This window comes from Gemmatimonas sp. (assembly GCF_044344655.1).
GTDB lineage: Bacteria > Gemmatimonadota > Gemmatimonadetes > Gemmatimonadales > Gemmatimonadaceae > Gemmatimonas.
The window spans coordinates 1-25,201 of record NZ_JBIJCN010000005.1 but is presented as its reverse complement, the minus strand read 5'-3'; the positions used below and the strand labels follow the sequence as shown (position 1 = coordinate 25,201).

At 66.6% G+C, this 25,201-nt stretch carries 26 protein-coding genes; 6 read left to right on the top strand and 20 right to left on the bottom strand.

The genetic code is table 11. From position 1 onward, the window contains the following. Positions 1 to 58: 58 nt before the first annotated feature. Together ACIQ51_RS03130 and moeB are read left to right on the top strand one after the other, a co-directional pair. Positions 59 to 259, top strand: a complete 201-nt coding sequence (locus ACIQ51_RS03130; protein ID WP_396203547.1) for a hypothetical protein — start codon at positions 59 to 61, stop codon at positions 257 to 259. Between the two features lie 82 nt (positions 260 to 341). Next, positions 342 to 1,508 carry a molybdopterin-synthase adenylyltransferase MoeB gene (moeB, locus tag ACIQ51_RS03125; protein WP_396203546.1) on the top strand — a complete coding sequence of 389 codons (1,167 nt, stop codon included), beginning with the start codon at positions 342 to 344 and terminating at the stop codon, positions 1,506 to 1,508. A 26-nt stretch (positions 1,509 to 1,534) separates the two neighbouring features. Here moeB and ACIQ51_RS03120 read toward each other — a convergent pair whose 3' ends face one another. Both ACIQ51_RS03120 and ACIQ51_RS03115 read right to left on the bottom strand, forming a co-directional pair. Next, entirely contained in the window at positions 1,535 to 2,779 is a 1,245-nt protein-coding gene (locus ACIQ51_RS03120; RefSeq protein ID WP_396203545.1) for a phosphodiester glycosidase family protein, read from the bottom strand. Positions 2,780 to 2,880: 101 nt separating this feature from the next. Continuing rightward, positions 2,881 to 3,768: a LysR family transcriptional regulator gene (locus ACIQ51_RS03115; protein WP_396203544.1), complete on the bottom strand. Its 888-nt coding sequence runs from the start codon at positions 3,766 to 3,768 to the stop codon at positions 2,881 to 2,883. Between the two features lie 175 nt (positions 3,769 to 3,943). Between ACIQ51_RS03115 and katG the strand changes: the two genes are divergently transcribed. Then, entirely contained in the window at positions 3,944 to 6,178 is a 2,235-nt protein-coding gene (gene katG / locus ACIQ51_RS03110) for a catalase/peroxidase HPI (protein WP_396203543.1), read from the top strand. A gap of 93 nt (positions 6,179 to 6,271) precedes the next feature. On the opposite strand, the gene ACIQ51_RS03105 is transcribed toward katG, so the two are convergent. The 4 genes from ACIQ51_RS03105 to ACIQ51_RS03090 form a co-directional block, all read right to left on the bottom strand. After that, the gene (locus ACIQ51_RS03105) at positions 6,272 to 7,099 is read right to left on the bottom strand and encodes a creatininase family protein (protein ID WP_396203542.1); all 828 of its coding nucleotides are present in this window, start codon (positions 7,097 to 7,099) and stop codon (positions 6,272 to 6,274) included. Continuing rightward, positions 7,099 to 7,893, bottom strand: coding sequence for a creatininase family protein (locus tag ACIQ51_RS03100; protein WP_396203541.1), 795 nt, complete (start codon positions 7,891 to 7,893; stop codon positions 7,099 to 7,101). The genes ACIQ51_RS03105 and ACIQ51_RS03100 overlap by 1 nt, the downstream gene beginning before the upstream one ends. 138 nt (positions 7,894 to 8,031) lie before the next feature. After that, positions 8,032 to 8,733 (bottom strand): polyprenyl diphosphate synthase, encoded by a 702-nt coding sequence (gene uppS / locus ACIQ51_RS03095; protein ID WP_396203540.1) that lies wholly within the window; start codon positions 8,731 to 8,733, stop codon positions 8,032 to 8,034. A gap of 424 nt (positions 8,734 to 9,157) precedes the next feature. Further along, entirely contained in the window at positions 9,158 to 10,990 is a 1,833-nt protein-coding gene (locus tag ACIQ51_RS03090; protein WP_396203539.1) for a DEAD/DEAH box helicase, read from the bottom strand. Between the two features lie 60 nt (positions 10,991 to 11,050). Here ACIQ51_RS03090 and ACIQ51_RS03085 point away from each other — a divergent pair, with 60 nt between their 5' ends. Both ACIQ51_RS03085 and ACIQ51_RS03080 read left to right on the top strand, forming a co-directional pair. Next, complete coding sequence (locus tag ACIQ51_RS03085; protein WP_396203538.1) at positions 11,051 to 11,509, top strand: SET domain-containing protein; 459 nt, start codon at positions 11,051 to 11,053, stop codon at positions 11,507 to 11,509. 86 nt (positions 11,510 to 11,595) lie between these two features. Beyond that, positions 11,596 to 12,168 carry a c-type cytochrome gene (locus tag ACIQ51_RS03080; protein ID WP_396203537.1) on the top strand — a complete coding sequence of 191 codons (573 nt, stop codon included), beginning with the start codon at positions 11,596 to 11,598 and terminating at the stop codon, positions 12,166 to 12,168. A 4-nt stretch (positions 12,169 to 12,172) separates the two neighbouring features. Here ACIQ51_RS03080 and ACIQ51_RS03075 read toward each other — a convergent pair whose 3' ends face one another. The 9 genes from ACIQ51_RS03075 to ACIQ51_RS03035 form a co-directional block, all read right to left on the bottom strand. Then, a complete protein-coding gene (locus ACIQ51_RS03075; protein WP_396203605.1) occupies positions 12,173 to 12,691 on the bottom strand; it encodes a GNAT family N-acetyltransferase in 519 nt (172 codons plus the stop codon). Between the two features lie 31 nt (positions 12,692 to 12,722). After that, positions 12,723 to 13,763, bottom strand: a complete 1,041-nt coding sequence (locus ACIQ51_RS03070; protein WP_396203536.1) for a sulfite oxidase — start codon at positions 13,761 to 13,763, stop codon at positions 12,723 to 12,725. 46 nt (positions 13,764 to 13,809) lie between these two features. Next, complete coding sequence (locus tag ACIQ51_RS03065) at positions 13,810 to 15,000, bottom strand: patatin-like phospholipase family protein (protein WP_396203535.1); 1,191 nt, start codon at positions 14,998 to 15,000, stop codon at positions 13,810 to 13,812. 47 nt (positions 15,001 to 15,047) lie between these two features. Further along, positions 15,048 to 15,401: a TfoX/Sxy family protein gene (locus ACIQ51_RS03060; RefSeq protein ID WP_396203534.1), complete on the bottom strand. Its 354-nt coding sequence runs from the start codon at positions 15,399 to 15,401 to the stop codon at positions 15,048 to 15,050. Positions 15,402 to 15,436: 35 nt separating this feature from the next. After that, positions 15,437 to 15,976: a YaeQ family protein gene (locus tag ACIQ51_RS03055; RefSeq protein WP_396203533.1), complete on the bottom strand. Its 540-nt coding sequence runs from the start codon at positions 15,974 to 15,976 to the stop codon at positions 15,437 to 15,439. Between the two features lie 114 nt (positions 15,977 to 16,090). Then, positions 16,091 to 17,017, bottom strand: coding sequence for a branched-chain amino acid transaminase (locus tag ACIQ51_RS03050; RefSeq protein WP_396203532.1), 927 nt, complete (start codon positions 17,015 to 17,017; stop codon positions 16,091 to 16,093). 31 nt (positions 17,018 to 17,048) lie between these two features. Beyond that, a complete protein-coding gene (locus tag ACIQ51_RS03045) occupies positions 17,049 to 17,840 on the bottom strand; it encodes an SDR family oxidoreductase (RefSeq protein ID WP_396203531.1) in 792 nt (263 codons plus the stop codon). Further along, entirely contained in the window at positions 17,840 to 18,247 is a 408-nt protein-coding gene (locus ACIQ51_RS03040; protein ID WP_396203530.1) for a cupin domain-containing protein, read from the bottom strand. Before ACIQ51_RS03040 ends, ACIQ51_RS03045 begins: the two co-directional genes overlap by 1 nt. Positions 18,248 to 18,343: 96 nt before the next feature. After that, positions 18,344 to 18,505, bottom strand: coding sequence for a hypothetical protein (locus ACIQ51_RS03035; RefSeq protein WP_396203529.1), 162 nt, complete (start codon positions 18,503 to 18,505; stop codon positions 18,344 to 18,346). A gap of 259 nt (positions 18,506 to 18,764) precedes the next feature. On the opposite strand from ACIQ51_RS03035, the gene ACIQ51_RS03030 reads away from it, so the two are divergent. Continuing rightward, positions 18,765 to 20,450: a formate--tetrahydrofolate ligase gene (locus tag ACIQ51_RS03030; RefSeq protein ID WP_396203528.1), complete on the top strand. Its 1,686-nt coding sequence runs from the start codon at positions 18,765 to 18,767 to the stop codon at positions 20,448 to 20,450. Positions 20,451 to 20,459: 9 nt separating this feature from the next. Here the strand turns inward: ACIQ51_RS03030 and ACIQ51_RS03025 are convergent, their stop codons facing one another. The 5 genes from ACIQ51_RS03025 to ACIQ51_RS03005 all read right to left on the bottom strand — a co-directional run bounded on the left by ACIQ51_RS03025 (position 20,460) and on the right by ACIQ51_RS03005 (position 25,120). Beyond that, the gene (locus ACIQ51_RS03025; RefSeq protein ID WP_396203527.1) at positions 20,460 to 21,077 is read right to left on the bottom strand and encodes a YigZ family protein; all 618 of its coding nucleotides are present in this window, start codon (positions 21,075 to 21,077) and stop codon (positions 20,460 to 20,462) included. A gap of 114 nt (positions 21,078 to 21,191) precedes the next feature. Continuing rightward, positions 21,192 to 22,205, bottom strand: a complete 1,014-nt coding sequence (locus ACIQ51_RS03020) for a serine/threonine-protein kinase (protein ID WP_396203526.1) — start codon at positions 22,203 to 22,205, stop codon at positions 21,192 to 21,194. A gap of 63 nt (positions 22,206 to 22,268) precedes the next feature. Continuing rightward, complete coding sequence (locus tag ACIQ51_RS03015; RefSeq protein WP_396203525.1) at positions 22,269 to 23,414, bottom strand: TadE/TadG family type IV pilus assembly protein; 1,146 nt, start codon at positions 23,412 to 23,414, stop codon at positions 22,269 to 22,271. A gap of 36 nt (positions 23,415 to 23,450) precedes the next feature. After that, on the bottom strand, positions 23,451 to 24,371 hold the full coding sequence (locus tag ACIQ51_RS03010; protein ID WP_396203524.1) for a type II secretion system F family protein: 921 nt from the start codon (positions 24,369 to 24,371) through the stop codon (positions 23,451 to 23,453). 11 nt (positions 24,372 to 24,382) lie between these two features. Then, positions 24,383 to 25,120 carry a type II secretion system F family protein gene (locus tag ACIQ51_RS03005; RefSeq protein ID WP_396203523.1) on the bottom strand — a complete coding sequence of 246 codons (738 nt, stop codon included), beginning with the start codon at positions 25,118 to 25,120 and terminating at the stop codon, positions 24,383 to 24,385. Positions 25,121 to 25,201 lie beyond the last annotated feature (81 nt).

The following is a 25,201-nucleotide window of genomic DNA, read 5'->3' as shown; positions in this document are numbered from 1 at the left end:
GATATTGGAGAAAGTTGTTCGGCTGTTCCCCTGAAACCCCACCACAGTACCCCCGCTCATGTTCAACGATATGTGCGATGATGCGCACGAAGCGCACTCGCTGAAGCTGATCAACCGCGTCATCATGGTCATCGGCGTGGTGTTCCTGACGTTCGGTGGCATCGCCATCAGCACCCGCCTCGGCGCCACCACGCCGCCAGAGTCGGTGGCGTACGGCACCCAGCAGGCCGAAGCAGACGCGGCAGTCTTCGGCGACTGAGCCCGACCGCCCGTCCGGTAGCACGCGGCCAGCGGCGCTGTTGCGCGCGCAACAGCGCCTGGCCCGTTCCGAGGAAATCGTCATGACCAGATCCGGACGGCACGACGAGGCGCTCCCGGCCCTCACTCAGGCCGAGCACCAGCGGTATGGACGGCATCTCGTGCTGCCCACGGTGGGCGAGACCGGGCAACGGCGCCTCAAGGCGGCACGGGTGCTCATCGTCGGGGCCGGCGGGCTGGGCTCGCCCGCGGCGCTGTATCTCGCGGCCGCCGGCGTGGGAACAATCGGCCTCGTTGACCACGACGTAGTGGACGCCACGAACCTGCAGCGTCAACTGCTGCACGGCACCGACGACGTGGGTCGCGCCAAGCTCGCGTCCGCGCGCGACCGTCTGCACGACGCGAATCCGCACGTGGCGGTCGAACTGCACGACACGTGGCTCACCGCCGCCAACGCCCTCGACATCATCGCGCGCTACGACGTGGTGATCGACGGCACCGACAACTTCGCCACGCGGTATCTGGTGAATGATGCCTGCGTGATGCTGCAGCGACCCAATGTGCATGGGGCCATCTTCCGCTTCGACGGACAAGCGTCGGTGTTCGCCACAGCCGATGGTCCCTGCTACCGCTGCCTGTATCCCGAGCCCCCGCTGCCGGACACGGTGCCCAACTGCGCTGAAGGCGGCGTACTCGGCGTGCTGCCCGGGTTGGTGGGCACGGTGCAAGCCACCGAAGCGATCAAGATCATCCTCGGCATCGGCGACACGCTCGCCGGGCGTCTGCTGCTGATCGATGCGCTCGGCATGGAATTCCGGAGCCTGCGCATTGCACGGAATCCGCAGTGCCCGGCGTGTGGCACGCGCACCATCACCCAGCTCATCGACTACGACCAGTTCTGTGGTACGCCACCGCTCGGGCAGCGCACCACGCCGGACGTGCAGGAAATTACGCCGGAGGGGCTGCTCGAATGGATGGTTCGAGGCGTGGCGTTCGAATTGGTGGACGTGCGCGAACCCGAGGAAACGCGTGACGGCTATCTGAACGGCGCGCGCCTCATGCCGTTGGCCACGCTGCCGGACGCCATGCACACGCTCGATCGGGCAAAGCCGGTGGTGGTGGTGTGCCGAAGCGGCGGACGCAGTGCCCGTGCCGCGACGGTGTTGCTCGCCGACGGATGCGAGCAGGTGCTGTCACTCGCGGGCGGCATGATGCGGTGGGAGCGGGACATCGGGGCCGGCCCCCCGTGAGGTAGCGCGCCGGCCGAGCGACGGGTTCACCGCCGCTGCAGCACCAGCAGCGCGTTAGCCACGGCTCGCTCACCGGTCGCATCAGTGGGCGTGTTGACCACGCGCCCGTCGATCACGAGCGTGGTACTGCCTCCGCCATCGAAGTTGAGCGCGTCCCACGCGCCGAGCGCACGCATCGCGTCACCCAGCTCCACGAGCGTCATGCCCACGCTCGACGCACTGCGGCCGTTCACCGCGTAGAGCCAGAGCGTGCGGCCGTCCTTCGACACACCGATGGCGCTGCGCGGATGCCGAGCCTCCGCATTGCGCGAGATGGTCCCTTCGCGAACGGGGGCATCGGCGGCCACGTTGACGCCACCTTCCACGATGCGAGGCCAACCGCCGATCAGTTGCTGCGGCGGACGCCCGTCGGTCAGACGCGGCATCGTGCCGATCCACACACGAATCGTATCGCCGGGCTGCCAGCGCTGAACCGGCGGCACACGATCACCGTGGGTGGAGAGCACCGCACCATCGGCAGGGATGGGCGTACCTCCCTGCGGAAGCACTGCCCCCTGCACCACATAACGCAGGGTATCGCCGTGCGCCGCGATGGCCCGCAGCGGGAGCTCGGCGATGCGCCGAGTGCTGTCGCGCGGCGAGGGCGAGGGCGTGCGCGCGCCGAAACGTGGCGTGTAGAGGGCCGTGCCTTCGTAGAGACCGGCCGGCATGCTGTTGACACCCAGAAGGGGCAGCGCACCCGTAGGGCCCCACACGCGGGCCTCGAGCAGGAATCGCCCGATGCTGCCGCGCCCGTCGTGTGACAGCGCGAACTGACTGTGCACGTTGTCGTAGGTATCGAATGGCGAGTCGGTGACCATGCGCCCCACCCACCACTCACCGTCGGTCACCTGATTGTTTTCGCTCTGCCCGGTCCGGAGATCGAAAAAATCGGCATTGATCGCCACCCGCACGCGCGCACCGTCGCGGCGGTCCACACGCTGCGCCATGGACGAGGTGAGCTCACGGCCGGCGATCGAATCGCGCGCGTGCACGGCGCGGAGCGAGAGGTCGCGCTGCGAGAGGTCGATGCGCACGATCATCGCCCGCCAAGGGCCGCGTGGATCGTCGCGTTGCCACCACGCAATGCCAGGACCCAGCGGTTCGGGCGTTGTCGACGCCGACACGGACGGCGTGGTCGGCACCGAGGCACGCCCTGGCATGCATGCCGTGAGCAGCAGCATGAGACTGGTGCCGGCTGCGTGAATTGCAGGACGCAGGACGGGATTCATCGCGGCGAAGATACGCGGTGGTGGGTCCCCCCGCGAATTGCCGCGCGACGGTGAGGTGGGGCGTCCGGGACCGCGCGAGCGCGCGGTGCGTCGTGTGCCGGTCACCACCCCCGCACCACATCGCGCACCGCGTCCACGAAGGCACGCCCCTCGGGCGTCGGCACCGCGCCGCGACGCCACACCGCCACGATGTCGCGCTGCAGCGTGTGCTCCGCCAGGGACACGTACGTGCACTGGGGGGTGTTGTGCCGCGCCGCTGCCATGGCCGGCACAATCGAGATCCCCACCTCCGCGCCCACGAGCTCGAGCACCGTGGCCAGCTGCGCGCTGCGGCACACCACCGACGGCAGCACCTGCCGGCTCGAGCAGAAGCCCGCGACCTGCTCGCCAAGACAGTGCGCCGGATCGAGCGTGACCGCCGGAGCATCGTGTAGTTGCGCGAGGGTGATGCGCCCGGTGCGCGCCGCAGGATGCGTAGCCGGCACCGCCACCACGAGCGCGTCGGGACCGAGGATCTCGGTGTCGAGATGCTCGAAGTTGTACGGGACGGCCGCGACGACCACGTCCAACTCACCATCCAGCAGCAGCTTCGCGAGCACGGCGCTGTAATCCTCCCGAAGCTCCACGCGCGTATTGGCGTGCAGAGCCGTGAATCGGCGAAGCGCCGCCGGGAGCACATAGGGCGCGATCGTGGGGATCGCCCCCACACGGAGCCCCCCGCTCCCGAGCGCGCCCTCGCGGCGGACGGCCGTTTCCGTGGCCCGCAGCTCCTCCAGGATGGCACGGGCACGCGGGTAGAGCGCCCGCCCGGCCGCCGTCATGGTCACCCCCCGCCCGTGCCGCGCGAAGAGCGAAACCCCCAGCTGCTGCTCCAACCGCTGGAGCTGCGCCGAGAGCGACGGCTGCGACAACCCCAGCTGCCCGGCCGCTCGGCTCTGACTCCCAGCGTCTGCCGTCTCGAGGAAGGCGCGGAGTAATGTCGTATCCATTTGAGATATAGTGACATCCTATGCCTTGTATAGGAAGCGACCCATTGCTGCCTATACCGGGACCTCATATCGTTCGTCAGCTATTCCGCTCTGTGAGGCCCTGCGCGAACCCGCGCCGGCTTCATCGCGGTTCCGATGCACGACTACCCACGACGCTCCGATTGGAGAGAGAACGATGGAAGGACATTCCGGTGGAAACGGGGGCAAGTGCCCCGTGATGCACGGCGCGACTGCGGCACATGGCGCGACCTCCGCGCCCCGCGGCCGCACCAATCGTGACTGGTGGCCCAATGCCCTCAATGTGGGCATCCTCCGGCAGCACTCGTCGCTCTCGAACCCGCTCCCGGGCTTCAAGTATGCCGACGCGCTCAAGACGCTCGACGTGGCCGCGCTGAAGGCCGATCTCGTCGCGCTCCAGACGGACTCGAAGGACTGGTGGCCGGCTGACTACGGCCACTACGGCCCCTTCTTCGTGCGCATGGCCTGGCACAGCGCGGGCACCTACCGCACGGCCGACGGCCGCGGCGGCGCCGGCAGCGGCACGCAGCGCTTCGCCCCGCTCAACAGCTGGCCCGACAACGGAAATCTCGACAAGGCGCGCCGCCTCCTGTGGCCGATCAAGCAGAAGTACGGCAACAAGGTCTCGTGGGCCGACCTCTTCATCCTCGCCGCCGACATCGGCATGGAAACCATGGGCTTCAAGCCCTTCGGCTTCTCCTTCGGCCGCGAAGATGTGTGGGAGCCCGAGCAGGACATCTACTGGGGGAGCGAAGGCGAGTGGCTCGCCACCAGCGAGAAGGAAAACAGCCGCTACACCGGCGATCGTGAGCTCGAAAACCCGCTCGCCGCCGTGCAGATGGGGCTCATCTACGTGAACCCCGAAGGCCCGGACGGCAAGCCCGACCCGATGGCCTCGGCGCGTGACATCCGCGAGACCTTCGCGCGCATGGCGATGAACGACGAGGAGACCGTGGCGCTCGTTGCCGGCGGTCACACCTTCGGCAAGATGCATGGCGCCGGCGACCCGGCGCTCGTGGGTCCGGAGCCGGAAGGCGCGCCGATCGAAATGATGGGCCTCGGCTGGGCCAACAGCTTCGGCACCGGCAAGGGCGCGCACACCACCACGTCGGGGCTCGAAGGCGCCTGGACGCCCAACCCCACCAAGTGGGACAACGGCTACTTCGACACGCTCTTCGGCTTCGAGTGGGAGCTCACCAAGAGCCCCGCCGGCGCCAACATCTGGGAGCCCACCGACAAGGCGGCGTCGCTGGTCGTGCCCGACGCGCACGAGCCGAACAAGAAGGTGCGTCCGGCCATGAGCACCGCCGACATCGCGCTGCGCACCGACCCGAGCTACCTCGAGATCTCCAAGCGCTTCCACCAGAATCCGCAGGCGTTCCACGACGCCTTCGCGCGCGCGTGGTTCAAGCTCACGCACCGCGACATGGGCCCCAAGACGCGTTACGTGGGACCGTGGATTCCGCAGGAAGACCTGCTGTGGCAGGATCCCATCCTGGCCTGTGATCACCCGGTCATCAACGCGGCCGACATCACCGCGCTCAAGGGCAAGATTCTCGCGGCTGGCCTGCCGATCGCCCAGCTCGTGTACGTGGCCTGGTCGTCGGCCAGCACCTTCCGCGGCAGTGATCGCCGCGGTGGCGCCAACGGTGCGCGTATCCGTCTCGAGCCCGCGAAGCAGTGGGACGTGAACCAGCCCGCGAAGCTCGCCCGCGTGCTCGAGATCTACGAGACGATCCAGAAGGAGTTCAACGCCTCGGCCACGGGTGGCAAGAAGGTGTCGATCGCCGATCTGATCGTGCTCGGCGGTGCCGCAGCCATCGAGGCGGCGGCAAAGAAGGCAGGCGTCGACATCTCGGTGCCGTTCACGCCTGGCCGCATGGATGCGACGCAGGCGCACACCGACGCGCACTCATACGCGGTGCTTGAGCCGCAGGCCGATGGCTTCCGCAACTATCAGAAGACCGTGTTCAGCAAGCCGGCCGAAGAGCTGCTCGTGGACAAGGCGCAGCTCCTTGGCCTCACGGCGCCGGAGATGACGGTGCTGGTGGGTGGCATGCGTGCCCTCGGTGCCAACTACGGCGCCACCAAGCACGGCGTGCTCACCGACCGTCCGGAAACGCTGTCGAACGACTTCTTCGTGAACCTGCTCAGCATGGACACGACGTGGGCGCCGATGAACGGCAGCACGGAAGTGTTCGAAGGCCGTGACCGCGTGACCGGCGACGTGAAGTACACCGCCACGCGCGTGGACCTGATCTTCGGTTCGCACTCCGAACTGCGCGCGCTGGCCGAGGTATACGGCCAGAGCGACAGCGGCGAGCGGTTCGTGCACGACTTCGTGGCCGCGTGGAACAAGGTGATGAACGCGGATCGTTTCGACCTCGCGTAAGCGAGCGACAGCAGAAAAACGACGAGGGGCGTTCCGGCGTGCACCGGAGCGCCCCTCGTGCGTTCAGGACCGCCGCACCGCTCTTGCTCGTCGCTATTTCGCGCTGGTGCCGCTACGGAACTGCGAAAGTGCGGAGTTTACCTTGAAGTCAATCGCGATCTTGCCGATCGCCGCGCTAGCCTTGGTGGGATCACCCTGCACACCGGCATCGGGGCTGCCGCCATTCGGCGCGAGCTTGTCGGTGCGAATCCCCTGCGCGAAGACGTACAGCAGCTGCGACGTGTCACTCGTGCCGGCGTGCGAGCCCACCACCTGCTCGCTCCAGCCGTACGTCTTGTTGAGGTAATCGCGGATGAGGATGCGTCCCTGCTCGTAGTAGTCGGTGAGGGCATGTACGCGCACCCCACTCCCTGTCCACTCGGCGTTGAGCGCTTTCGCGATGTTGCTCATGCCGCGCTGATTCGGTCCGCTGTCGCCGATCAGAATAATGTCGGTGAAGCCGTGCACCTTGAGGGAACGCACCGCAGCGTCGAGCACCTGTTCGTACGCCGGCTCGAGCAGGGAGATCACCCCGGGTTTGTCGCCGAAGCCAGGGCGATTGTAGTCACCCTCCGGGACGTACTGCAGCGTCGGGGCGATCAGCGCGTTGCCCAGCCGCTGCGCGAGCAGGCCAGCGGCAAACGTGACGATGTAGTTGTGCTTGCCCATCACCATGTGCGGCCCATTCTGCTCGGTGCCGCCCGTGGGGATGATCGCGACCTTCTTGCCGCCGGCGATGGCGTCGCGGATCTCCGTCCACGTCATCGACTCCATGTATGGAGCCGCGTACGGATCGGGGCGCTCCTGTGCGGCGAGTGGAGATGCAACCGCGAGCGTGGCGAAGGTCGCAACGCCGAGCATACGAATGATCGAGTAGGCCATCAGCGGCTCCCTCCGGTGCGCAGGGTACGAACCTGGTTCAGCGCATTGTCGATCTTGATCTTCAACAGCTCCGCGCCCAGTTCGGCGCTCGCCTTGGTGGGATCGCCGTTCACGCCGCTGTCCGGCGCCCCACCGTTCCGCGCGAAGCGTTCCTTGCGTACGAGCTTGGGATTCACGTACAGCAGCTCCGACGTGTCGAGCATGCCGGCGTGGCTGCCGATGTCATCGTCGGTGTAGCCTTTCGCGCGCAGCATCACGCGCATGTCCTCGCCGGCTTTCGTGTAGTAGTCACCGATGAACAGGGCGCGGGCACTGCCAGCCCACTCGGCGTTGAGCTGCTCGGCCGCCTTCTGCATGCCGCGCTGATTGCCACCGCTGTCACCGATATAGATGATCTGGGTGAAGCCACCGGCCTTGAGCGAGCGACCGGCGTGCAGCAGCAGCTCTACGAAGCGATCCTCGGGGAGCGTGATCGTGCCGGGCTTGGTCATATGGCCGCGCGGCGGATCCCAGCTGCCCTCCGGCACATAGGTCACGATCGGGGCCACGAGCGCATCGCCAAGGGCGCGGGCAATGCGTTCAGTCGTGTGCGTGAGCACCCACTTGTGCTCACCATCGACCATATGCGGGCCCTTCTGCTCCTGCCCGGCGGTGCCGATGATGACCGAGCGCGTACCCGCCTGCTGGCGATCGCGGATTTCGGTCCAGGTGAGTTCGTCGATGAAGACGGGCGGAGCGCTCTGTGCGGAGAGCGTCGCGGGAAATGCCATCGACAGCCCGATGGCAGCCGACAACAAAAACGGTAGGGAGCGAACGGGGCGCATCTGGCTCAGGAAGGAGGAGCGGGGTGGCACCACAGGGAGCGATCCGACGCCGACGAACTTCGCGCCGGATCCCCCTGACTGCAACCGAAGCGCGCCCCCGGCCGGGCCCTACGCGCTTCCTACCGGCGCCGGCGCCGAATCGAGGCCGCCGAAGCGGCGATCGCGACCGGCGAAGTCGGCGAACACCGCATCGAGGTGCGCGGTCGTCAGGTCGGGGAAGAGCGCCTCGTGAAATGCGAGCTCCGCGTAGGCGCACTCCCAGAGCAGGAAGTCTGACAGGCGGCGTTCCCCCCCGGTGCGCAGCAGCAGATCCACGTTGGGGAGCAGCGGCTCGGCGGGCCACTCGCCATCGCCCGCGTTCACTCGTGCAAAGGCCTGCTGTAGCGCCGCCTTGCTGGAGTAGTCGATCGCCACGCGCAGGTGCATGCGCGTCCCCTGCGCCGTACGGGCCTCGGCGTCTTCCATCTTGGCGACGAGCGTGGCGGGCAGGCGATCACGACGCCCGATGATCGAGAGGCGAATGCCGTTCGCGCACAACTCGGTGAGCTGTCGGTCGAGATGCGAGGCGAAGAGGTCCAAGAGGAACCCCACCTCCTCACGCGGGCGCTTCCAGTTGTCGCTGGAGAAGGCGTAGAGGGTGAGGTGCTGCACACCGAGCCGCGCACAGTATGCCACCACTTCCCGCGCCGTTTGCGCCCCGCGGGCATGGCCCATCCAGCGGGGTCGCCCCCGCTTGGCCGCCCAGCGACCATTGCCGTCCATGATCACGGCGAGGTGACCGGGCACCCCGGCATTCGCAGGCAGGTTCATTGCGCAGCGCCTCCCACGCGCCTGGTCAGTACTTCCATCTGGGCCAGATACCGATCGAGGGCCGTATGCCCGTCGGCGGTGAGTCGATCCTCAGTCCGCGGTGCGGATGCACGTCGAGTGCGTTGCATGGTATAGCACACGGGACGAATCCGAAAGCGTTCCCCGTCCTCAGACGCTCAACCCGACGCGCTGGTTACACCGATACCGCGTCGGCCGCATTGCCGAGCCGCGAGAATCAGCCGTGACCGGAACCGCGTGCAATGTGAGCCCGGATAGTGATGGGAGGTGACGAACGCAGAAGGTGAGCAATGAACCATCGCTGGTTCACCGCTCACCTTCTGCGTTGATCACCGCTCGCTGCTCTCAGGGCTGACGGCTCGAGCTCACCCGTCAGCTCTCCGTCTCACGCCAGAGCGCTCAGCGCTCACCGCTCCCGCAGGCGGTCGCGGCGCACTTGCACGCGCAATCCCTTGATCTTCGTGTTCTTGAGCGCCGAGATCACCTCGTCTGCCATCGCTTCCGGCACTTCGACCGTGCTGAAGTTGTCGGCGATCTGGATCGAGCCGATGTGACTCGAGTCGAGCCCCGCTTCGTTCGCGATGGCGCCCACGAGATCGCCCGGGCGCATCTTGAGCTTTCGGCCGGCGCCAATCCACAGCGTGGCCGCAGTCCAGGCGGTCTCGCGGCGGGCCTTCTTGCCCTTGGCCGGAGGCCCTTCACGCGGCGCGCGCTTGTCGCCACGCTCGCCGCGGTCGAAGCCCGCACTGCGCTCGGGGCGATCACGCGAGAAGCGCTCACCACCCGCGCGCTCTCCGCGATCGAAGCGCTCACGCGGTTCGCGCGGCGTGACCGCCGGAATCTCCGCTTCTTCGCCATCGTGACGCGCGGCCACCAGCTTCACCGCCGCAGCCGCCACTTCCATCAGGTCGTACTCGCCGGCGAGCGCTTCCACCATGCCGCGGAAGCTCTCGAGGTTCCCTTCCACGAGCGCTTCGCGCAGGGTGGCCTTCACCAGCTCCTGACGGTGCGCGCGCAGGTCGGCCACCGTGGGCACCTGCGCCATGTCGATCTTCTGGCTCGTCTGCCGCTCGATGTTGCGCAGCAAACGGCTTTCGCGCGGTTCGGCGAGCGTGATCGCTACCCCCTCACGACCGGCGCGACCCGTGCGCCCGATGCGATGCACGTACGTTTCCGCATCGGCGGGCACATCGAAGTTCACCACGTGGCTCACGTGCTTCACGTCGAGGCCACGCGCGGCCACGTCGGTGGCAATGAGCAGGTCCACCTTCTTGGCGCGGAACTTCTGCATCACGCGATCACGCTGGTCCTGCGACAACCCGCCGTGCAACGACTCGGCGCGCAGCCCGCGCGCCGTGAGCGTTTCGCTGAGTTCGTCCACTTCGGTGCGCGTGCGGCAGAAGACGATCGCGCTCGTGGGCTGCTCGATGTCGAGCACGCGCGCGAGCGCCGGCATCTTGTGGGCGCGCGAGACGATGTACGCCACCTGACGCACGCGCGCCGTCTCGCCTTCGGCAACGACCTCGCGTTCGACCGTGACATGCTCCGGATTGCGCAGATACTTGCGCGCAATGCCCGCAATGCGCGGCGGCAACGTCGCCGAAAAGAGCGCCGTCTGCTTCCCGTCGGGCGTGGCGTCGAGAATGGCCTCGAGCTCGTCGGCGAAGCCCATGTCGAGCATTTCGTCGGCTTCGTCGAGCACCACGGCCTGCAGCGTACCGAGGCGGAGCGTGTTGCGCTTGATGTGATCGAGCGCGCGCCCGGGGGTGGCGATCACCACATCCACGCCGCGCTTGAGGGCGCGGATCTGCAGCTCCATGCTGGCGCCGCCGTACACGGCGAGCGCGTGGAGCCCCAGCGGCTTGCCGTAGCGGTGGACCGCTTCGGCCACCTGCATCGCAAGCTCGCGCGTGGGCACGAGAATGAGGACCGAGGGAGCGCCGCCGTCGGCCTTGTGGCCGGCGCCGATGCGCGTGAGCAGCGGCAGCGAGAACGCGGCCGTCTTGCCGGTGCCCGTCGCCGCCTGCGCGAGCACGTCGCGCCCGGCCAGCAGAGGGGGAATAGAGGCCCGCTGCACGGGCGTGGGTTCTTCGTAGCCGAGGGCCGAAAGGGCGTCGGCGATACGCGAGTCGATACCGAGTGCCGCGAAGCCGTTCGATCCGGCTTCGTTATCCTGCTGGTCGCGCTCGGTGCCCGCGCGGATCGGCGCGTCAGACGAGCGCGCGTCCGTTTTGGTCATGGTGTTCTCCTGAAGTCCCGAAAGCTAGCACATTCGAGGCCGGAGTGGTGAAATTCCGGAATGTCAGTCTCATCCGACCTGCCTTTTGAGGTCCGCCACAGCCCAATTCAGGGGGCTGGGGGCTTTGCCACTCGTCCCATTGCCGCCGGGACCCGCCTGGTCGAGTACGCCGGAGAGCGGCTCACACCGGCCGAGGCGGAGGCGCGGTATCCCGACGTGCCCGGGGAACGGCACCACACGTATCTGTTCGCGATCGACGACGAGGTGGTGGTCGACGCGGCGGTGAACGGCAACGAGGCGCGCTTTCTCAACCATTCCTGCGCCCCCAATTGCGATGCGGTGATCGAAGATGGGCGCATTTGGATCGAATCGATCCATGACATCGAGGTGGGCGAGGAGCTGGTGTACGACTACGCCTACATGCTCGAGGAGCGGCACACCCCGGCGGCCAAGCGGCGCTTCCCCTGCCACTGCGGGGCGATCACCTGCCGCGGGACGATCCTCGCGAAAAAGCGGTAGAGGGCGCCGGTCCACCGCCCCACGTCGTCGCCCGCGGCCAGTATGTTATAGATTGTTCTCCGTACTCTTACGGAGACCCGTCGTCCATGCGTCTGTCTATCGCCGCCGCTCTCGTGGCTACCAGTGCCCTGCTGGCCTGCGCCCGCTCGCAGCAGGAAGTCGCCGTGGCTACCGCCACACCGGTGGCCGCCCCCGCCGGTGCCGCCCCCGCCGCGCCGACCCCGCGCCGTCAGCCGGTGAGCCCCATGAAGCTCGATACGGTACGCAAAGAGGCGATCGCCACGCTCATGGCCACCCTCAAGGGGCGCGAGAATGAGCCCGCCGGCGCCGTCTTCAAGAACGTGAAGCTCCACAAGGCCATGCCGGTCAAGGAGTTCCTCACCATGATGGACGAGCAGTACGGGCGCGGCCTGAGCTTCGCGTGCACGAACTGCCACATGGACAACGGCGACTATGCCAGCGACGAGCGCAAGAACAAGGTCATCGCCCGTCAGATGGAACGCATGCAGCGCGACATCGACAGCAAGTACATCGAGAAGGTGAAGGAACTCGATGACCCGCGCCCAAAGACAACCTGCGTCATGTGCCATCGCGGAACGCCGCACATGCCCAACACCATGGATGTGCCCACGGCGCCAGTACCGCAACGGAAGCGCTGACGGCTCAGGCGAGCCGCACGCGCATCACGCAGTCGCGTTGCAGATCGGAGCCCAGGCGAAATGTCTGGGCTCCGACCGTTTCGTAACCCTGCTTCTCGTAGAAGCGGATCGCCCTCGCATTGCGCTCCCAAACGCCGAGCCACACGACATCGGTGCCCCAGGCCCGCGCCTGCCCGACCGCCGTCTGCATGAGGAGGGCGGCCAGGCCGCGCCCGTGCCACGCGCGCGCCACGTAGAACCGCTCGAGCTCCACGGGATGCGCCGCGACCACCGACGGATGCGCCGCGTCCTGCATCAGCGATGCGTACCCGGCGAGGTCACCGCCGACCGTCGCGAGCAGACAGCAGCGGTGCGGATCGGCCAACTCCGCCGCCTGCCTCTCCGGCGAGAACGCCTCGCGCAGGTACGCCTCCACGTCACCGGGCGCATTGTCCGCCGCGAAGGTGTCGTGAAACGCATCGCGGGCGAAGCGGCTCAACGCAACGGCATCATCGCTCGTCGCCGCACGGATGTGAGGCCGCATCACGCGTGAACGCCACCGCGGGCATCGGGTGTCATGCGTCTGCCGCCGGAAGCGAAGCGCCCACCACGCGCACCGGAATGGCTCGCACCGCGTTATTGCCATAGCCGAGCGAATTCCACTCGATCACATCGGGTTGCACCGCCCCCGAGGCATCGGTGGCGCGACTGCGCAGCATGACATCACCAGATGGCAGCTGCGTGCGCAACGAGAACGGCGTCCAGGCATACGGCGACGCAGGAACGCCGAGCGCCGCACGGTGCCATGCATCATTCACCGCGACATCCACCTGAGTGATCGCCCCGTGCCCGGACCACGCCCACCCGCGGATGTCCGCGTCGGTGGGGCAATTGGCACCAGGCAGTGGCGACACGATCATGCTCTTCACAAGCGCACGCGTGACCGGGATCGTGCCGGCCCCGGTGTGGTACACGTAGCGTTGCCGCTGGAAATAGCCGGTGAACGGCTCCGTGCGCACCTCGAGACCGGCCAGCCACTTCACACTCGCCATGCCGTACCACCCCGGCACGATCACGCGCAGCGGCGCACCATGATCAGGGGTGAGCCGCGCGCCATCCATGTGCGTGGCGATCAGCGTGTCTGGATGCATGGCCACGTCGATCGGCAACGACCGCTCGAAGCGCACGATCCCCGCGGCGTCACTGCGCGGGCCGGCGTCGGCACCGACCGCCACCACCTCTCTGGCGTCGGGCGGTACGCCAGCCAGTTCGAGTAGCCCGGAAAGGGAGACGCCGCTCCATGTGGTAGTGCTGACGGCTCCGTACCGCCACGGCTCACCTTCGGGAACGGGGTCCATCCCTAGACGCCAGTTGCCGGCGCACTCCATGGTGACGTGCACCGAACGCTGGGGCAGGCCCGCGATGTCAGCCAGCGTGAGGGAGATGGGACGCTGCACCACGCCGGTCACGCGAACGGTCCAGGCATCGTGCGCGTCCGGCGTTTCGAAATTGCTCCGTATATACACGCTCTCGGCCGGAGTGGTCGCGCACTGCAGCGCAGCCACGGGCGTTTCGGCACAGAGCGGGTGAACGCGCACCACGTCGAGAGGACTCACGGAGGTAGTCACGAAGCGTCGATTGGGACGAACGATGATGGGGACATTACTGACGAGCGGGCCGCGCGAAGGCAGAGGGGACGACGTCCCACGGCGTCTGGCTGCCCGCTTTGGCAAAGCCGATCGAGTCGAGCCGTTGCATGAAGTGGCGCTCGAACAACTTCTCCGCTCCGGGAAAACCGGACGCCTCATTCGGTAGCGACGCCACCCGCACCTGCATACGCAGACGGGGGACCTCGGCGCTGACGGCACGCGCCAGATTCTCGAGCGCGGTAAGCGTGGATGGCTGGTGGAGGTAGAAAAGCAGCGCCGTAGAGCGGGTGCTGATCTGCCTCCGGCTCGACGGCGTGATCACCCGGGGTTCAGGATGGCTCCAGAGATTCATGACCACCCAGACCCGCACCGTCACCTCCGTGATCCCCTTGGCCTCGAGACGGTGCGCCAGCCGGCGATAGTCGTCGAGCGTGAGGACCTGGAGCACATTCTCCACCACGCCGCCGTCGGCATGCACGTGCCCATCCACGATGACGGGCGGAAAGATCCCCGGGATAGCCGTGGCGGCACGCAAGAGCGTACGCGCCCGCACGAGTCCCGCCGCCGTCGTGTCAAGTTCGTCGCCCAGCGACCAGAGCCGCCCGATGCCCAGATCGAAATCGGCCGATGCAAATACAATCTGTCGATCTTCACCGAATGCCGTCCGCAGCTCATTGCGGAAGCGACCATCGATGGCGCGCTCGAGGGTGTGGTCGAATCGCGCCGTGCTGACCAGGCCCCCGGTGCGCCGCAGCCAGAACCACCAGTCGATGGTGGGCGCAATGCTGGTGGCCGCTCGCGCGTAGAGGGCGGTGACCGTGTCGAGCGCCGCGGTCGTACCGAGGAGCGCATAGGGCGCCTGCAACGCACCGGTACTGATGCCGCTCACCAGATCGAAGGTCGGCATGGTCCCGTCGGCGCGCGCACGCCAGCCGCGCAGAAAGCCCGCGCCGAACGCGCCATTCTGCCCGCCGCCCGAGAGCAGCAAGAGGTCCAGCGTGCGATCGCCGCGCGCGGCCGCCCGCCGGGCGAGTCGCTCGACAACGGAATCGCGGGTCACGCGGTCACGGTCCGCGAGCCGTGCGGCATCCTGCTCGAGCGATGCCAGTGTGGCCGGTGGCCGGGAGATAGCGGCACAGGCAGCCAGTCCGCCACCGGCGGCGAGCCCGAGACCCAGAGACGCGAGAACCCCAAAGAATCGCATACCACGAATATAGGGCGACAACTCCCACCCGATTGGACGCGGGGGCGTCAGACGGCGCGTTTGCCTGGCCGCTGCTTCGACCGCCGCCCCACCTGCACCGCCGCATCGGCCCACTGCCGCAGGGTGTCGGCGTCCTCGATCACCTCGACGGGTACTTCGAAGTACCGCATCACCTCGCCGCCTTCACCAAATGGGCGAAACGCCCGCATCCCGCGCGCCTCGTAGTCCCGGCGCGTATGGTCGTCGACCTTGAAATACAGCACATCGTTCCCGATGAGCGCGAAGAACGTGGCGCCCGCATAGAAGCCCACGCCCCCGAACATGTCACGTGTGCGGACGTCGGGCAGCGCGCGCTGCAGCCGTTCGAGCACGAAGGCCCGGTAGGAGGCAGTGACCGGCATGTGAAGAAGCTCGGGCCCAAACCGCGGGACGTCAATTAGCCGAGGGGAATGCGCTGCAGACTGCCGGTGAGTGTCGCTCCCGCCACATTTAGGAAGAGGTCGCCATCGGTGACGGACAGCTCGATGGACATGCGACGGTCGAGTCGCGCCACGAGTTCGTCGACCAGATCACGATCAAACATCCAGCACTCGATCCGCTCCACCTTGTGAATTCGCTCGCCGGCGATCTGCCGCAGCCACACCGTTGGATCCTTGTGCGTGTACACCACCACGCGGGGACTGGCCTTGCTGGCTTTGTGCAGCCGCGCGGCCTCGGGCAGCCCGATCTCGACCCAGGTGGTGATCGTACCGGTCAGATCGCGTACGCTCACCGTGGGGTCGTCGGGATCGGAGACCCCCTTCGAAAAAGCGATCCCCTCGGCGTATTCGAGGCAATACGCCAGCAGGCGCGCCACGAAGTACTCCGGCGACTCCGAAGGATGCATGGCCATGCGGAAGTCGAGCGACTCGTACACGCCGCGCTCCACGTGGGCAAGCGCGACCTGCATGGCGTACATGGTGGAGGTCAGCGCCATGGGGCCGACGAGAGCAGGATGGGCATCAGGAGTGGGACGGTGACCGATACGTGAAGTCCGGGGAAGCGCCCGAATCGGCGCGCCCCCGGACTTCGGGATTTCATGGTCCGGTGGTTACCGGCAGTGCGTGAGCCAGCCGTGCCGGTCTTCGATCTGACCCTTGCAGATCCCCAGGTATTCGCGCTGCAGCTGCTTGGTGATGGGCCCCACCTTGCCAATGCCGATCGTGATCCGGTCGACGCTGCGCACCGGTGTCAGCTCGGCGGCAGTACCGGTGAAGAACACCTCATCGGCCATATACAGCATCTCGCGCGGGATGTGCAGCTCTCGCACGGGGATGCCCGCATCGGCGGCCAACTGCATGATCGTGGCGCGCGTGATGCCGCCAAGGATACTGCCGTCCAGCGGTGTGGTGATCAGTGTGCCATTCGACACGATGAACACGTTCTGCCCCGACCCCTCGCTGACCATGCCGCTCGGACTGAGCGCGATCCCTTCGGCGAAGCCGTTGGCGAGCGCTTCCATCTTGATGAGCTGACCGCTGAGGTAGTTGCCCGCGATCTTCGCCATGGCGGGGATCGTGTTGGGCTGCACGCGATGCCAGCTGGAGATGCACGCATCCACCCCGGCCTCGAGCGCTTCGTCGCCGAGGTACGCCCCCCACGGCCAGCAGGGGAGGTAGGTCTCGACCGGGGAGCCCACCGGTACCATACCGGCCGTGCCGTAGCCACGCACCACCATGGGGCGCAGGTAGCAGCTCTCCACACCGTTGCGCACGATCAGTTCACGAGACGCCTCGGTCAACTGCTCGATCGTCCACGGCACCTCCATGCGATAGATCTTGCAGGAGTGCATCAGCCGCTCGAGGTGCTCCTTGAGCCGGAAGATCGCCGGACCGCGCGGCGTGCTGTACGCGCGGATCCCCTCGAAAGCGGACGATCCGAACTGCACGGAGTGGCTGAGCACGTGAATCGTGGCGTCGGCCCATGGGATGAAATGGCCATCGCGCCAGATCCACTGCGTCTCGGTGATGCGGCTCATGTGCGGGGGTGCTGAAGGAACGTGGAGGAGGTCAGATCAGCGACTTCACGGCGCCGCCGTCGACCAGCACGGCCTGCCCCGTCATGAATCCGGCCTTCGTCGAGCAAAGGAAAGCTATCACCGCGGCCAGCTCCTCGGGACGCCCCACGCGCCCCAACGGGGATTCGCTGGCCCAGCCGGCGAAAATCGCCTCCGACGACTGCCCCGTGCGCTGCGACGTGGCCGCGGCCAGGGCGTCGAGGCGCTCGGTGGCCGTAAAGCCGGGGAGGACGGTGTTCACCGTCACGCCGTCCTTCCCCACATCGTCGGCGAGGGTGCGGAGGAAGCCCGTTACGGCGGCGCGCAGGGCATTACTCAGGACCAGCGCGCCCTGTGGCCGTTTGACCGCAAGGGAGGTGATGGCGATGACGCGCCCCCACTTCTTCTCCTGCATCGCCGGCACGAACGCCCGCGTGAGCTCCACGACACTGCGCAGCAGCAGGTCCGTCGCCTTGCTCCAGGTGTCCCAGTCGTGCGCCAGCGGCGCGCCGGTCGGCGGCCCCCCGGTGTTGCACACCAAGATGTCGATGCCGTTCGGATACGCCGCCTTCGTGTGATGCACCACGTGCGCGATCCCCTCGGCGGTGGCGAGATCGGCCTCGAGCGCGGTCACCGTGACCCCGAAGGCTTCGAGCCGCGCCCGAGCCTCGCGGATCGAGCTCCCGTCACGCGAGCAGATCACGAGCTCCACCCCCTCGCGCGCGAGCTCCTCAGCGGTAGCGTAGGCGATGCCACGGCTCGCGCCACAGACGAGGGCGACCTTCCCCTTGATGCCGAGATCCATCAGCCCTGTCCTCCGTTGCGCATCGGCGTGCCGGAACGCAGGTAGTCGTCGGATTTGTCGATCCAGTCCTGCCGCGGCGGATTGAAGATGTCCACGTCGAGCGTGTCCTCGAGCGCCTCGGCCCGGTGCCGCACCATGCTGGGGATCACGAGCACATCGCCGGCGCGCACATCCACATACGTGTCGCCCGGATTGTCGGCGTGCTCGCCGATCCAGAAGCGGAGAGCGCCCGAGAGAACGTAGGTGATCTGCTCATTGATATGGTCGTGCGCGGGGACGAGGGCGCCCTGCTTGAGATACACGTGGGCAAGCATCTGCTTGTCGGTGTAGATCAGGCGGCGGCCGATGAGCGGCGTGAGCTCCTCAACGGCCATGTCGTCCCACGAGAGTTTGCGAACGTCGGTCATGTGCAGGGAAGCGGGGAGGGTGGGCAACGCCGCGGCGGGCGTAAAGGATCCGGTGGACGCAGCCGACGAAAACGCCGGCAGAGGTGCTACGGACGGCTAGGGGGATGGCGTTGAACCAGCAGCAACGGCCGCCTGGCGCGCCGCGGCCGCCTTATTCTCCCGGCGCAGATCCCAAAGCATCCACGCACAGAACACCAGAGCGGCGCCCATGGGCTCCAGGATGCCGAACAGGAACGTGGGGTTCAGGAACGTCTCCATGGGCGTTGAACGCGGCGGAAGCGTCCGAGGTTCGTGAACGTCGGCTCGGGCAGCCGCGCCGGCGTGCCTCGTGACACCTGTCTACCAGCACCCATGGGCAGGGCCCGGTCGACGTGCACGTACTTGGTGGCCAGAGACGGCCGTGAGTTGTGCAACGGGAGGGACCGCAGCATGATCAGCCGGTGGCACGGCGCGCGCGGCATCTATATAGAGAAGACACGCCGTGCCCACAACATGCACCCGCACCCACCTCCTCGCCATGACGGTTACGCCCGCTTCCGTTCCCAGCGACATCGCAATCGCCCAGCAGGCAGTCATGCGCCCCATCCGCGATGTGGCAGCCGACCTTGGCCTCGGCGAGGACGACATCGACCTGTACGGCAAATACAAGGCGAAGCTGCCGCTCTCGCTGGCCGCCGCGCCGCCCAAGGGTCGACTGGTGCTCGTCACCGCCATCAACCCCACGCCGGCAGGCGAAGGGAAGAGCACCGTGAGCGTGGGCCTTTCTCAGGCGCTTCGTCGGCTCGGGCACAACGCTGTGCTCTGCATGCGCGAACCGAGCCTTGGCCCGGTATTCGGCGTGAAGGGCGGCGCCGCAGGGGGCGGCTACTCACAGGTGCTCCCCATGGACGACATCAACCTGCACTTCACCGGCGATTTCCATGCGATCGCCAGTGCGCATGCGCTGCTGTCGGCGATGATCGACAACCACCTGTATCACGGCAACCCGCTCGGCATCAATCCCAAGGCCATCACATGGCCGCGCACGATCGACATGAACGATCGTGCGCTACGCAGCGCCATCATCGGCGTAGGCACCGGCAACGGCACCATGCGTGAAGAACGGTGGGTAATCATTCCCGCCAGTGAGATCATGGCGATCGTCGCACTCGCGGCCGACGCCGAGGACCTCGAGCAGCGGCTCGGCAACATCATCGTGGGCACCACGGCCGGAAAGGACAAGAAGCCGGTGTACGCGCGCGATCTCGGCGCCACCGGTGCGATGACCCTGCTGCTCAAAGACGCGCTGCGCCCCAATCTCGTGCAGACCCTCGAGGGTGGCCCCGCCATCCTGCACGCGGGCCCCTTCGGCAACATTGCGCACGGCTGCAACTCCCTCGTGGCTACACGCACCGGCCTCGCCCTCGGCGATATCGTCGTGACCGAGGCAGGCTTCGGCAGTGACCTCGGCGCCGAGAAGTTCTTCGACATCAAGTGCCGCGCCGGTGGTCTCAACCCCGAAGCGGCCGTGCTGGTGGCCACGGTGCGCTCGCTCAAGATGCAGGGGGGCGTGCCCAAGTCGGAACTCGACCGCGAAGACGTGGACGCCCTCGAGCGCGGCCTGCCGCATGTGGCACATCACGTGCGCAATGTGCAGCAGTACGGCGTGCCGGTGGTGGTGGCGATCAATCGTCGAACGAGCGACAGTGATGCGGAGCTCGCGATGGTGCGCGACTATGTCGAGACGCTCGGCGTACCGGTGGCGCTCTGCAACGTGTGGGCGGAAGGCGGCGCCGGAGGCGAGGCGCTCGCGACGGAGGTGCTCGCTCTCCTCGACAGCAAGCGCGCGAGGTTCCATCCACTCTACGAAAGCGATCGGCCCATCCGCGAAAAGATCCGCACGGTCGCCCAGAAGGTCTACGGCGCCGACGGCGTGGATTTTTCGAGTGCGGCGGAGAAGAGCATTGATTGGCTCGAGGCCAATGGCCTCGGTCGCTCGCCGGTGTGCATGGCGAAGACGCAGTACTCGCTCACCGACGATGCATCTCGCCTCAATGTGCCCACCGGCTTCCGCATCACGGTCAACGAAGTGTACGGCAGCGCCGGCGCGGGCTTCGTGGTCGCCAAGTGCGGCGACATCATGACCATGCCCGGGCTGTCGAAGAAGCCTGCAGCCGAAGGGATGCGCCTGCGCCCGGACGGGACGATCGAAGGGTTGAGCTGAGACCGACGGCTAGTCATTCAGGAGGAACACGCCGCTGCCCCGTGTGAGGTTGTCGATCTGCCCCTCGAGGGCCGACGCCTCGCTCCGGGGTAGCTTCACCGTGAAGGTGGCATGTACGCCAAAGTCCTGCGTCAGGACCTCTGCCTTCACGGTGGGCAACAGCTGCTGGATCGCACCCACGAGGTGATAGCCCACCTCGAACGTGGCCGTGACGGTATCTACGCGCAGCTCCGTCGGGAGCGAGGCGAGCGCCTCTTGAACGGCGCCACCGTAGGCCTTCACGAGCCCGCCCGTGCCCAGCTTCGTCCCGCCGTAGTAGCGGGTCACGACGGCCATGATCTCGCCAATGCCACTGTGCAGAAGCACCGTGAGCATCGGACGACCGGCGGTCCCATGAGGTTCCCCATCGTCGCTCAGACCGATGCGATCGGTGCTACCGGGTTTCCCCACGACGTACGCCCAGCAGTGGTGCGTGGCGTCGGGGAACTCACCATGCAGGGTCCTGAGAAACGCCTGCGCCTCGTCGGCGCTGGCCACTCGCGTCACCGTGCAGATGAATCGGCTGCGATCGATGACCGTGGCAACACGATGCACCTCGGCTGGTACGGGATAGGCGACGGATGTCATACGCCCCGCGCAGATCGAACAGGCACGCGCAGACCGGGCGAGAAGCATGCGAACCGGAACGTATTCATCCGCGCAAGCTAACGGTCCCCCCGCGCGCCGGACCACCGGCCGCCCCTACGAACGCACGGTCACGCGAACAAGTGAAACCAGCCAATCACGCAGTGGAGACGGGACCGCACTGGCGAGGGTGACCGCGACAATCAGCACCAGGAGGATAAGCATCCACCGCGAGTGTCGCCGCGTGGGCACTGGAGTCTTCACCGTTGGCAGACTGTGGCCGAGGGCCTCTTCAGGTTCGGTCAGCGCGCGCACGAACCGACCAGCAGTGGGGAAGCGCATGGCGGGGTCCTTATTGAGGGCACGCCGAATGGCGGCCGTCGCATGCATGGGCACATCGCCACGGAGGGCATGGTTCGGAGCCAGCTCAATGGGTCGGATCTCCGGGACCCCCTGCGCATCGTAGCCGACCCGGGCGGAACTGGTGCACAGTTCGTAGGCCAGCACGCCGAGGGCATACACATCGAGGCTGCGATCTACCGTTGGATCGTGCCATTGCTCGGGCGCCATATACGCCGGATCACCCACGACGGCTGGGGTCAGCGGCGATAGTGCGTCTGCCTCCGACAGATGAAGGCAGAAGCCCTTCAGCAGGACATTACCCGCCATATCCAACAGCACCGCGGACGGACGCAAGGCACCGTGTACCACCCCATGCGCATGCGCGTAGTCGAGTGCATCGGCAAGCTGCTGGAGAATGGTCAGAATGCGAGGGAACTGCGGTGGATTCGGTGCGGTGATGAGATGATCCAGCCGTATCGGCCCCGCTTGCGGCATCTCGTAGAACGCCACGTCGTGGATCATCTCAGGGCGAGCATTGCGCAGAATATGAGGGTGGTTCAACCGCGCACCGATCTCGGCCTCGCGGCGAAATCGCGCGAGGAGCGTAGAATCAGCCTCTCCCGCACCCAAGGGATACGCCACCTTCACGACAACCGGGGCACCAGACGCGCCGGGACGGGAAGCAAGGAAGACGAGCCCGCAGCGTCCTTCGTGCAAGAGCGACAGCTCGGGATAGCGGTCCCGCAGCACGTCGCGCACCCGATGGACATATGGCACGACCTGTGTCATGAGGCTCTCCTGGAAACGGAACGACGGGCAACCTGCTTCGCGGCGGTGCTCCGCGCGCTCGCATCACTGCACGAGGGCGATCTTCTTGATGAGACTGGGGAGGGGAGAGAACCGCCCCTGGGTCGCCAGCGACGTGAAGTACCCTTGGACACCCTCTCCCTTCAGGTATTCGGTGACGTAAAAGACACCGACGTACTTCACCAGAAAGCACTTACCGCCGCACCCGGAGGCCCCCGGTGCGTTGCCGCTCTCGGCCCACATGGCGATGATCATCTGCGTGGGGACATTGCACACAAACGAGCGGTTGCCGCCGCCATTCGGAGGCGTGATGCCCCCCGAAGCTCGGCACAACTCGGCAATCCCATCACCGGTCTTGCCGACCATATTGCCATTCTCGGCCAGTAACCAGTCACCAGCAGAGACATTGGGACGTCCCCCCGCTGCACTGATCAGCGCGGCCAGTCCAGCGCAGTTACTGCCGAGCGCATTCGAAAAATCGTTGGCGCCGCTCCATGGATTACCCATAGCGCCGTCAGCGTACACGAGCGGCGGCATGCGCACGCCGTAGAAGTTGCCGCTGACAACGTTTGTACTCGAACTCCCCGATTTGAGCAGAATGATGGGGTGGTTGGCAGCGTACCAGTTGACGTCGTCGGCCGTGAGCGCGTAGGTCCGCGCATCGCGTCCGCCCTCGCCATACCGTGCATTGAGCAGCTGCTGGTATGGCACGGCCAAGGGACGCACACAGGCGATCCCGCTCACGCCACCGATCGCCGCCACGCTGGTGGCGGAGCGCACACGTGTGGCGAGTCCGAAGAGCCGACCAAAACGGTATTGCGCCGTGTAGCGTGCCGAGGCCTGCACCGCATTGTTGGAAGGTGCGGTCCAGCTGCCGTTTGGGGCGGGCGTGAAGCGCTCATTGGCGAAGTTCCAGACGCCTGGCACCGCATCGGCCGTGGTGATGGTGGGGATCGTCCGCTCCACGAGATTCAGCCGTCCATACGCGACGGCTGTGTCGGCCGCACCCTGATACGCCTGACGCAGTAAACGCTCGGCGCCGGCCAGGGCCGCCGCGTCGGACGACACATGCACCTGCGCGCGGAAGAGGTACATGCGCCCCATCTCGATCGCCAGCGCCATGATGCCGATGAGGGCGGTCAATGCCACCCCGACGACAATCATCGTGGCGCCGCGCCGATTCCTGAACATGCACATTGTTCCTCCACTGCGAGGCTGCCGTTGGTGTCACCGCCCACCAAAGACGTCAAAGATTGGGCCGAGACCGATTACCATTGGGCCGCCAATCACAACGAACAGTGCGGGCAAGATGCACAGCACCATTGGAAAGATCATCTTGGTCGCAGCGGTGGCCGCTCGACGCTCTGCCGATTGCCGACGCTTACGGCGCAGCGACTCCGAGTACACGCGCAATACGCGGCCGATCGATGAGCCCCACCGTTCACTTTGGATCATGGTGGAGGCCAGCGTGCGCAACTGCTCTACCCCGGTACGGTCATAGAGCCCACGCAACGCATCGTCCCGACGAACACCCGCATTCCCCTTGCGATTGATCACCAGCAACTCGCGGGCGAGTGCGGGATGCATCTGCTCCATCTCATGGCCGACGCGCAGGATCGCCGCATCGAGTGAGACCCCGGCTTCAACACAGACGAGCAGCAGGTCAAGACAGTCCGGAACCGCACGAAGGATCTGCAGCTGTCGCGCCCGTTCGAAACGGAGCAGGAGGTACGGCGGCAACATCAGACCGAAAGCCACAGCGGCGAGCACTCCGCCCACGTACAGCAGTTCCGACTCCCGAGGGATGAAGGCGACGCCCAACCCGATGCTGGCCACGGCCACCGCAATGCGGATTAGCAGGTAGAGCAATGGCGCACTCGGGGCATCAAACCCAGCCCGAACGAGACGCAACGGGGTGGATTCACCGATCATCCACGCCGGCAGCAGCGCGACCGCCGTGTGGTGCCAGCGCTCCCCCCAGCTGCTGCGGGCCCCGTGCAACACCAGTCGCCGAGGCCCCGTGTTTACCGAGGGCTCGGTGGCACGCGCAATCAGCACGGCGCGACGATGGTTGGCCACCAGCGCCCAGACCGACACGGACGCCGCCACGAGCAATACGCCGAGGAAGATCAGGAGTGACGTTGACATGGTATCGTTCCCTAGAGGTCAATGCGGGCAATCCGGCGCATCACCAGAAATCCCACTGTCAGAAGACCGGCTGCGAACACCAGGGTATAGCGTCCGGCGTCCGCGTCGAACATCGGCTGCATCATGGGCCGGTTCAGCAGCATGATCACCGCAAAGGCCAGCAACGGCAGTGCCGACAGCGCGTTGCCCGTCAGCTTTGGTTCGGCGGTCAGCGTATCGATCTGGTCGCGCAGCGCCGAACGATCACGGATCAGCGAGGACAGCCCGGTCAGAACCTCACTGAGATTACCCCCGGTTTCCCGCTGGATGAGCAGGGACGTAACGAACATCTTGATGTCGAGCGTGTCGATACGCTCCTGCAGATCAAGAAGCGCATCGCGCACATCCAACCCCAGCCGCTGTTCCTCGTAGAAGGTGGCGAATTCTTCGCCGATCGGTGCGGTCATCTCCTCGCCCACGAACTTCATGGCGGCTTGGAACGAAAAACCGGCGCGCATCGCATTCACGATCATGTCGATCGCCTCCGGCAACTGCTCCTCGAGTCGCCGCACCCGCCGGCGCCGCATCGCCACGAGCAACGCGGTCGGCAGCAGCAAGCCCACGGTGGCCGCTCCAAGGGCCGCGAAGAGACCGAATGATTGACCTGCGAGGAGCCCCATGGAGGCGAGGAGCGCGCTCGCGAGCGCAAACTCCCCGACGGCCCAGTGCAGGCCAGCGCGCTCGATGGCCGTTTCGATCAGCACCGTCACGGATCGGCCCGTCAGGAACCGGTCGAGAGACGGTACCGCACTCTTGCGGAGATCGCGAAGAATCCGGACATCCGGCCCCGA

Coding starts and splice junctions, on each gene's coding strand:
- ACIQ51_RS03130 (WP_396203547.1), top strand. CDS start 59: ATGTTCAACGATATGTGCGATGATGCGCACGAAGCGCACTCGCTGAAG.
- moeB (WP_396203546.1), top strand. CDS start 342: ATGACCAGATCCGGACGGCACGACGAGGCGCTCCCGGCCCTCACTCAG.
- ACIQ51_RS03120 (WP_396203545.1), bottom strand. CDS start 2,779: ATGAATCCCGTCCTGCGTCCTGCAATTCACGCAGCCGGCACCAGTCTC.
- ACIQ51_RS03115 (WP_396203544.1), bottom strand. CDS start 3,768: ATGGATACGACATTACTCCGCGCCTTCCTCGAGACGGCAGACGCTGGG.
- katG (WP_396203543.1), top strand. CDS start 3,944: ATGGAAGGACATTCCGGTGGAAACGGGGGCAAGTGCCCCGTGATGCAC.
- ACIQ51_RS03105 (WP_396203542.1), bottom strand. CDS start 7,099: ATGGCCTACTCGATCATTCGTATGCTCGGCGTTGCGACCTTCGCCACG.
- uppS (WP_396203540.1), bottom strand. CDS start 8,733: ATGAACCTGCCTGCGAATGCCGGGGTGCCCGGTCACCTCGCCGTGATC.
- ACIQ51_RS03090 (WP_396203539.1), bottom strand. CDS start 10,990: ATGACCAAAACGGACGCGCGCTCGTCTGACGCGCCGATCCGCGCGGGC.
- ACIQ51_RS03085 (WP_396203538.1), top strand. CDS start 11,051: ATGTCAGTCTCATCCGACCTGCCTTTTGAGGTCCGCCACAGCCCAATT.
- ACIQ51_RS03080 (WP_396203537.1), top strand. CDS start 11,596: ATGCGTCTGTCTATCGCCGCCGCTCTCGTGGCTACCAGTGCCCTGCTG.
- ACIQ51_RS03075 (WP_396203605.1), bottom strand. CDS start 12,691: ATGCGGCCTCACATCCGTGCGGCGACGAGCGATGATGCCGTTGCGTTG.
- ACIQ51_RS03065 (WP_396203535.1), bottom strand. CDS start 15,000: ATGCGATTCTTTGGGGTTCTCGCGTCTCTGGGTCTCGGGCTCGCCGCC.
- ACIQ51_RS03060 (WP_396203534.1), bottom strand. CDS start 15,401: ATGCCGGTCACTGCCTCCTACCGGGCCTTCGTGCTCGAACGGCTGCAG.
- ACIQ51_RS03055 (WP_396203533.1), bottom strand. CDS start 15,976: ATGGCGCTGACCTCCACCATGTACGCCATGCAGGTCGCGCTTGCCCAC.
- ACIQ51_RS03050 (WP_396203532.1), bottom strand. CDS start 17,017: ATGAGCCGCATCACCGAGACGCAGTGGATCTGGCGCGATGGCCATTTC.
- ACIQ51_RS03045 (WP_396203531.1), bottom strand. CDS start 17,840: ATGGATCTCGGCATCAAGGGGAAGGTCGCCCTCGTCTGTGGCGCGAGC.
- ACIQ51_RS03040 (WP_396203530.1), bottom strand. CDS start 18,247: ATGACCGACGTTCGCAAACTCTCGTGGGACGACATGGCCGTTGAGGAG.
- ACIQ51_RS03035 (WP_396203529.1), bottom strand. CDS start 18,505: ATGGAGACGTTCCTGAACCCCACGTTCCTGTTCGGCATCCTGGAGCCC.
- ACIQ51_RS03030 (WP_396203528.1), top strand. CDS start 18,765: ATGACGGTTACGCCCGCTTCCGTTCCCAGCGACATCGCAATCGCCCAG.
- ACIQ51_RS03025 (WP_396203527.1), bottom strand. CDS start 21,077: ATGACATCCGTCGCCTATCCCGTACCAGCCGAGGTGCATCGTGTTGCC.
- ACIQ51_RS03020 (WP_396203526.1), bottom strand. CDS start 22,205: ATGACACAGGTCGTGCCATATGTCCATCGGGTGCGCGACGTGCTGCGG.
- ACIQ51_RS03015 (WP_396203525.1), bottom strand. CDS start 23,414: ATGTTCAGGAATCGGCGCGGCGCCACGATGATTGTCGTCGGGGTGGCA.
- ACIQ51_RS03010 (WP_396203524.1), bottom strand. CDS start 24,371: ATGTCAACGTCACTCCTGATCTTCCTCGGCGTATTGCTCGTGGCGGCG.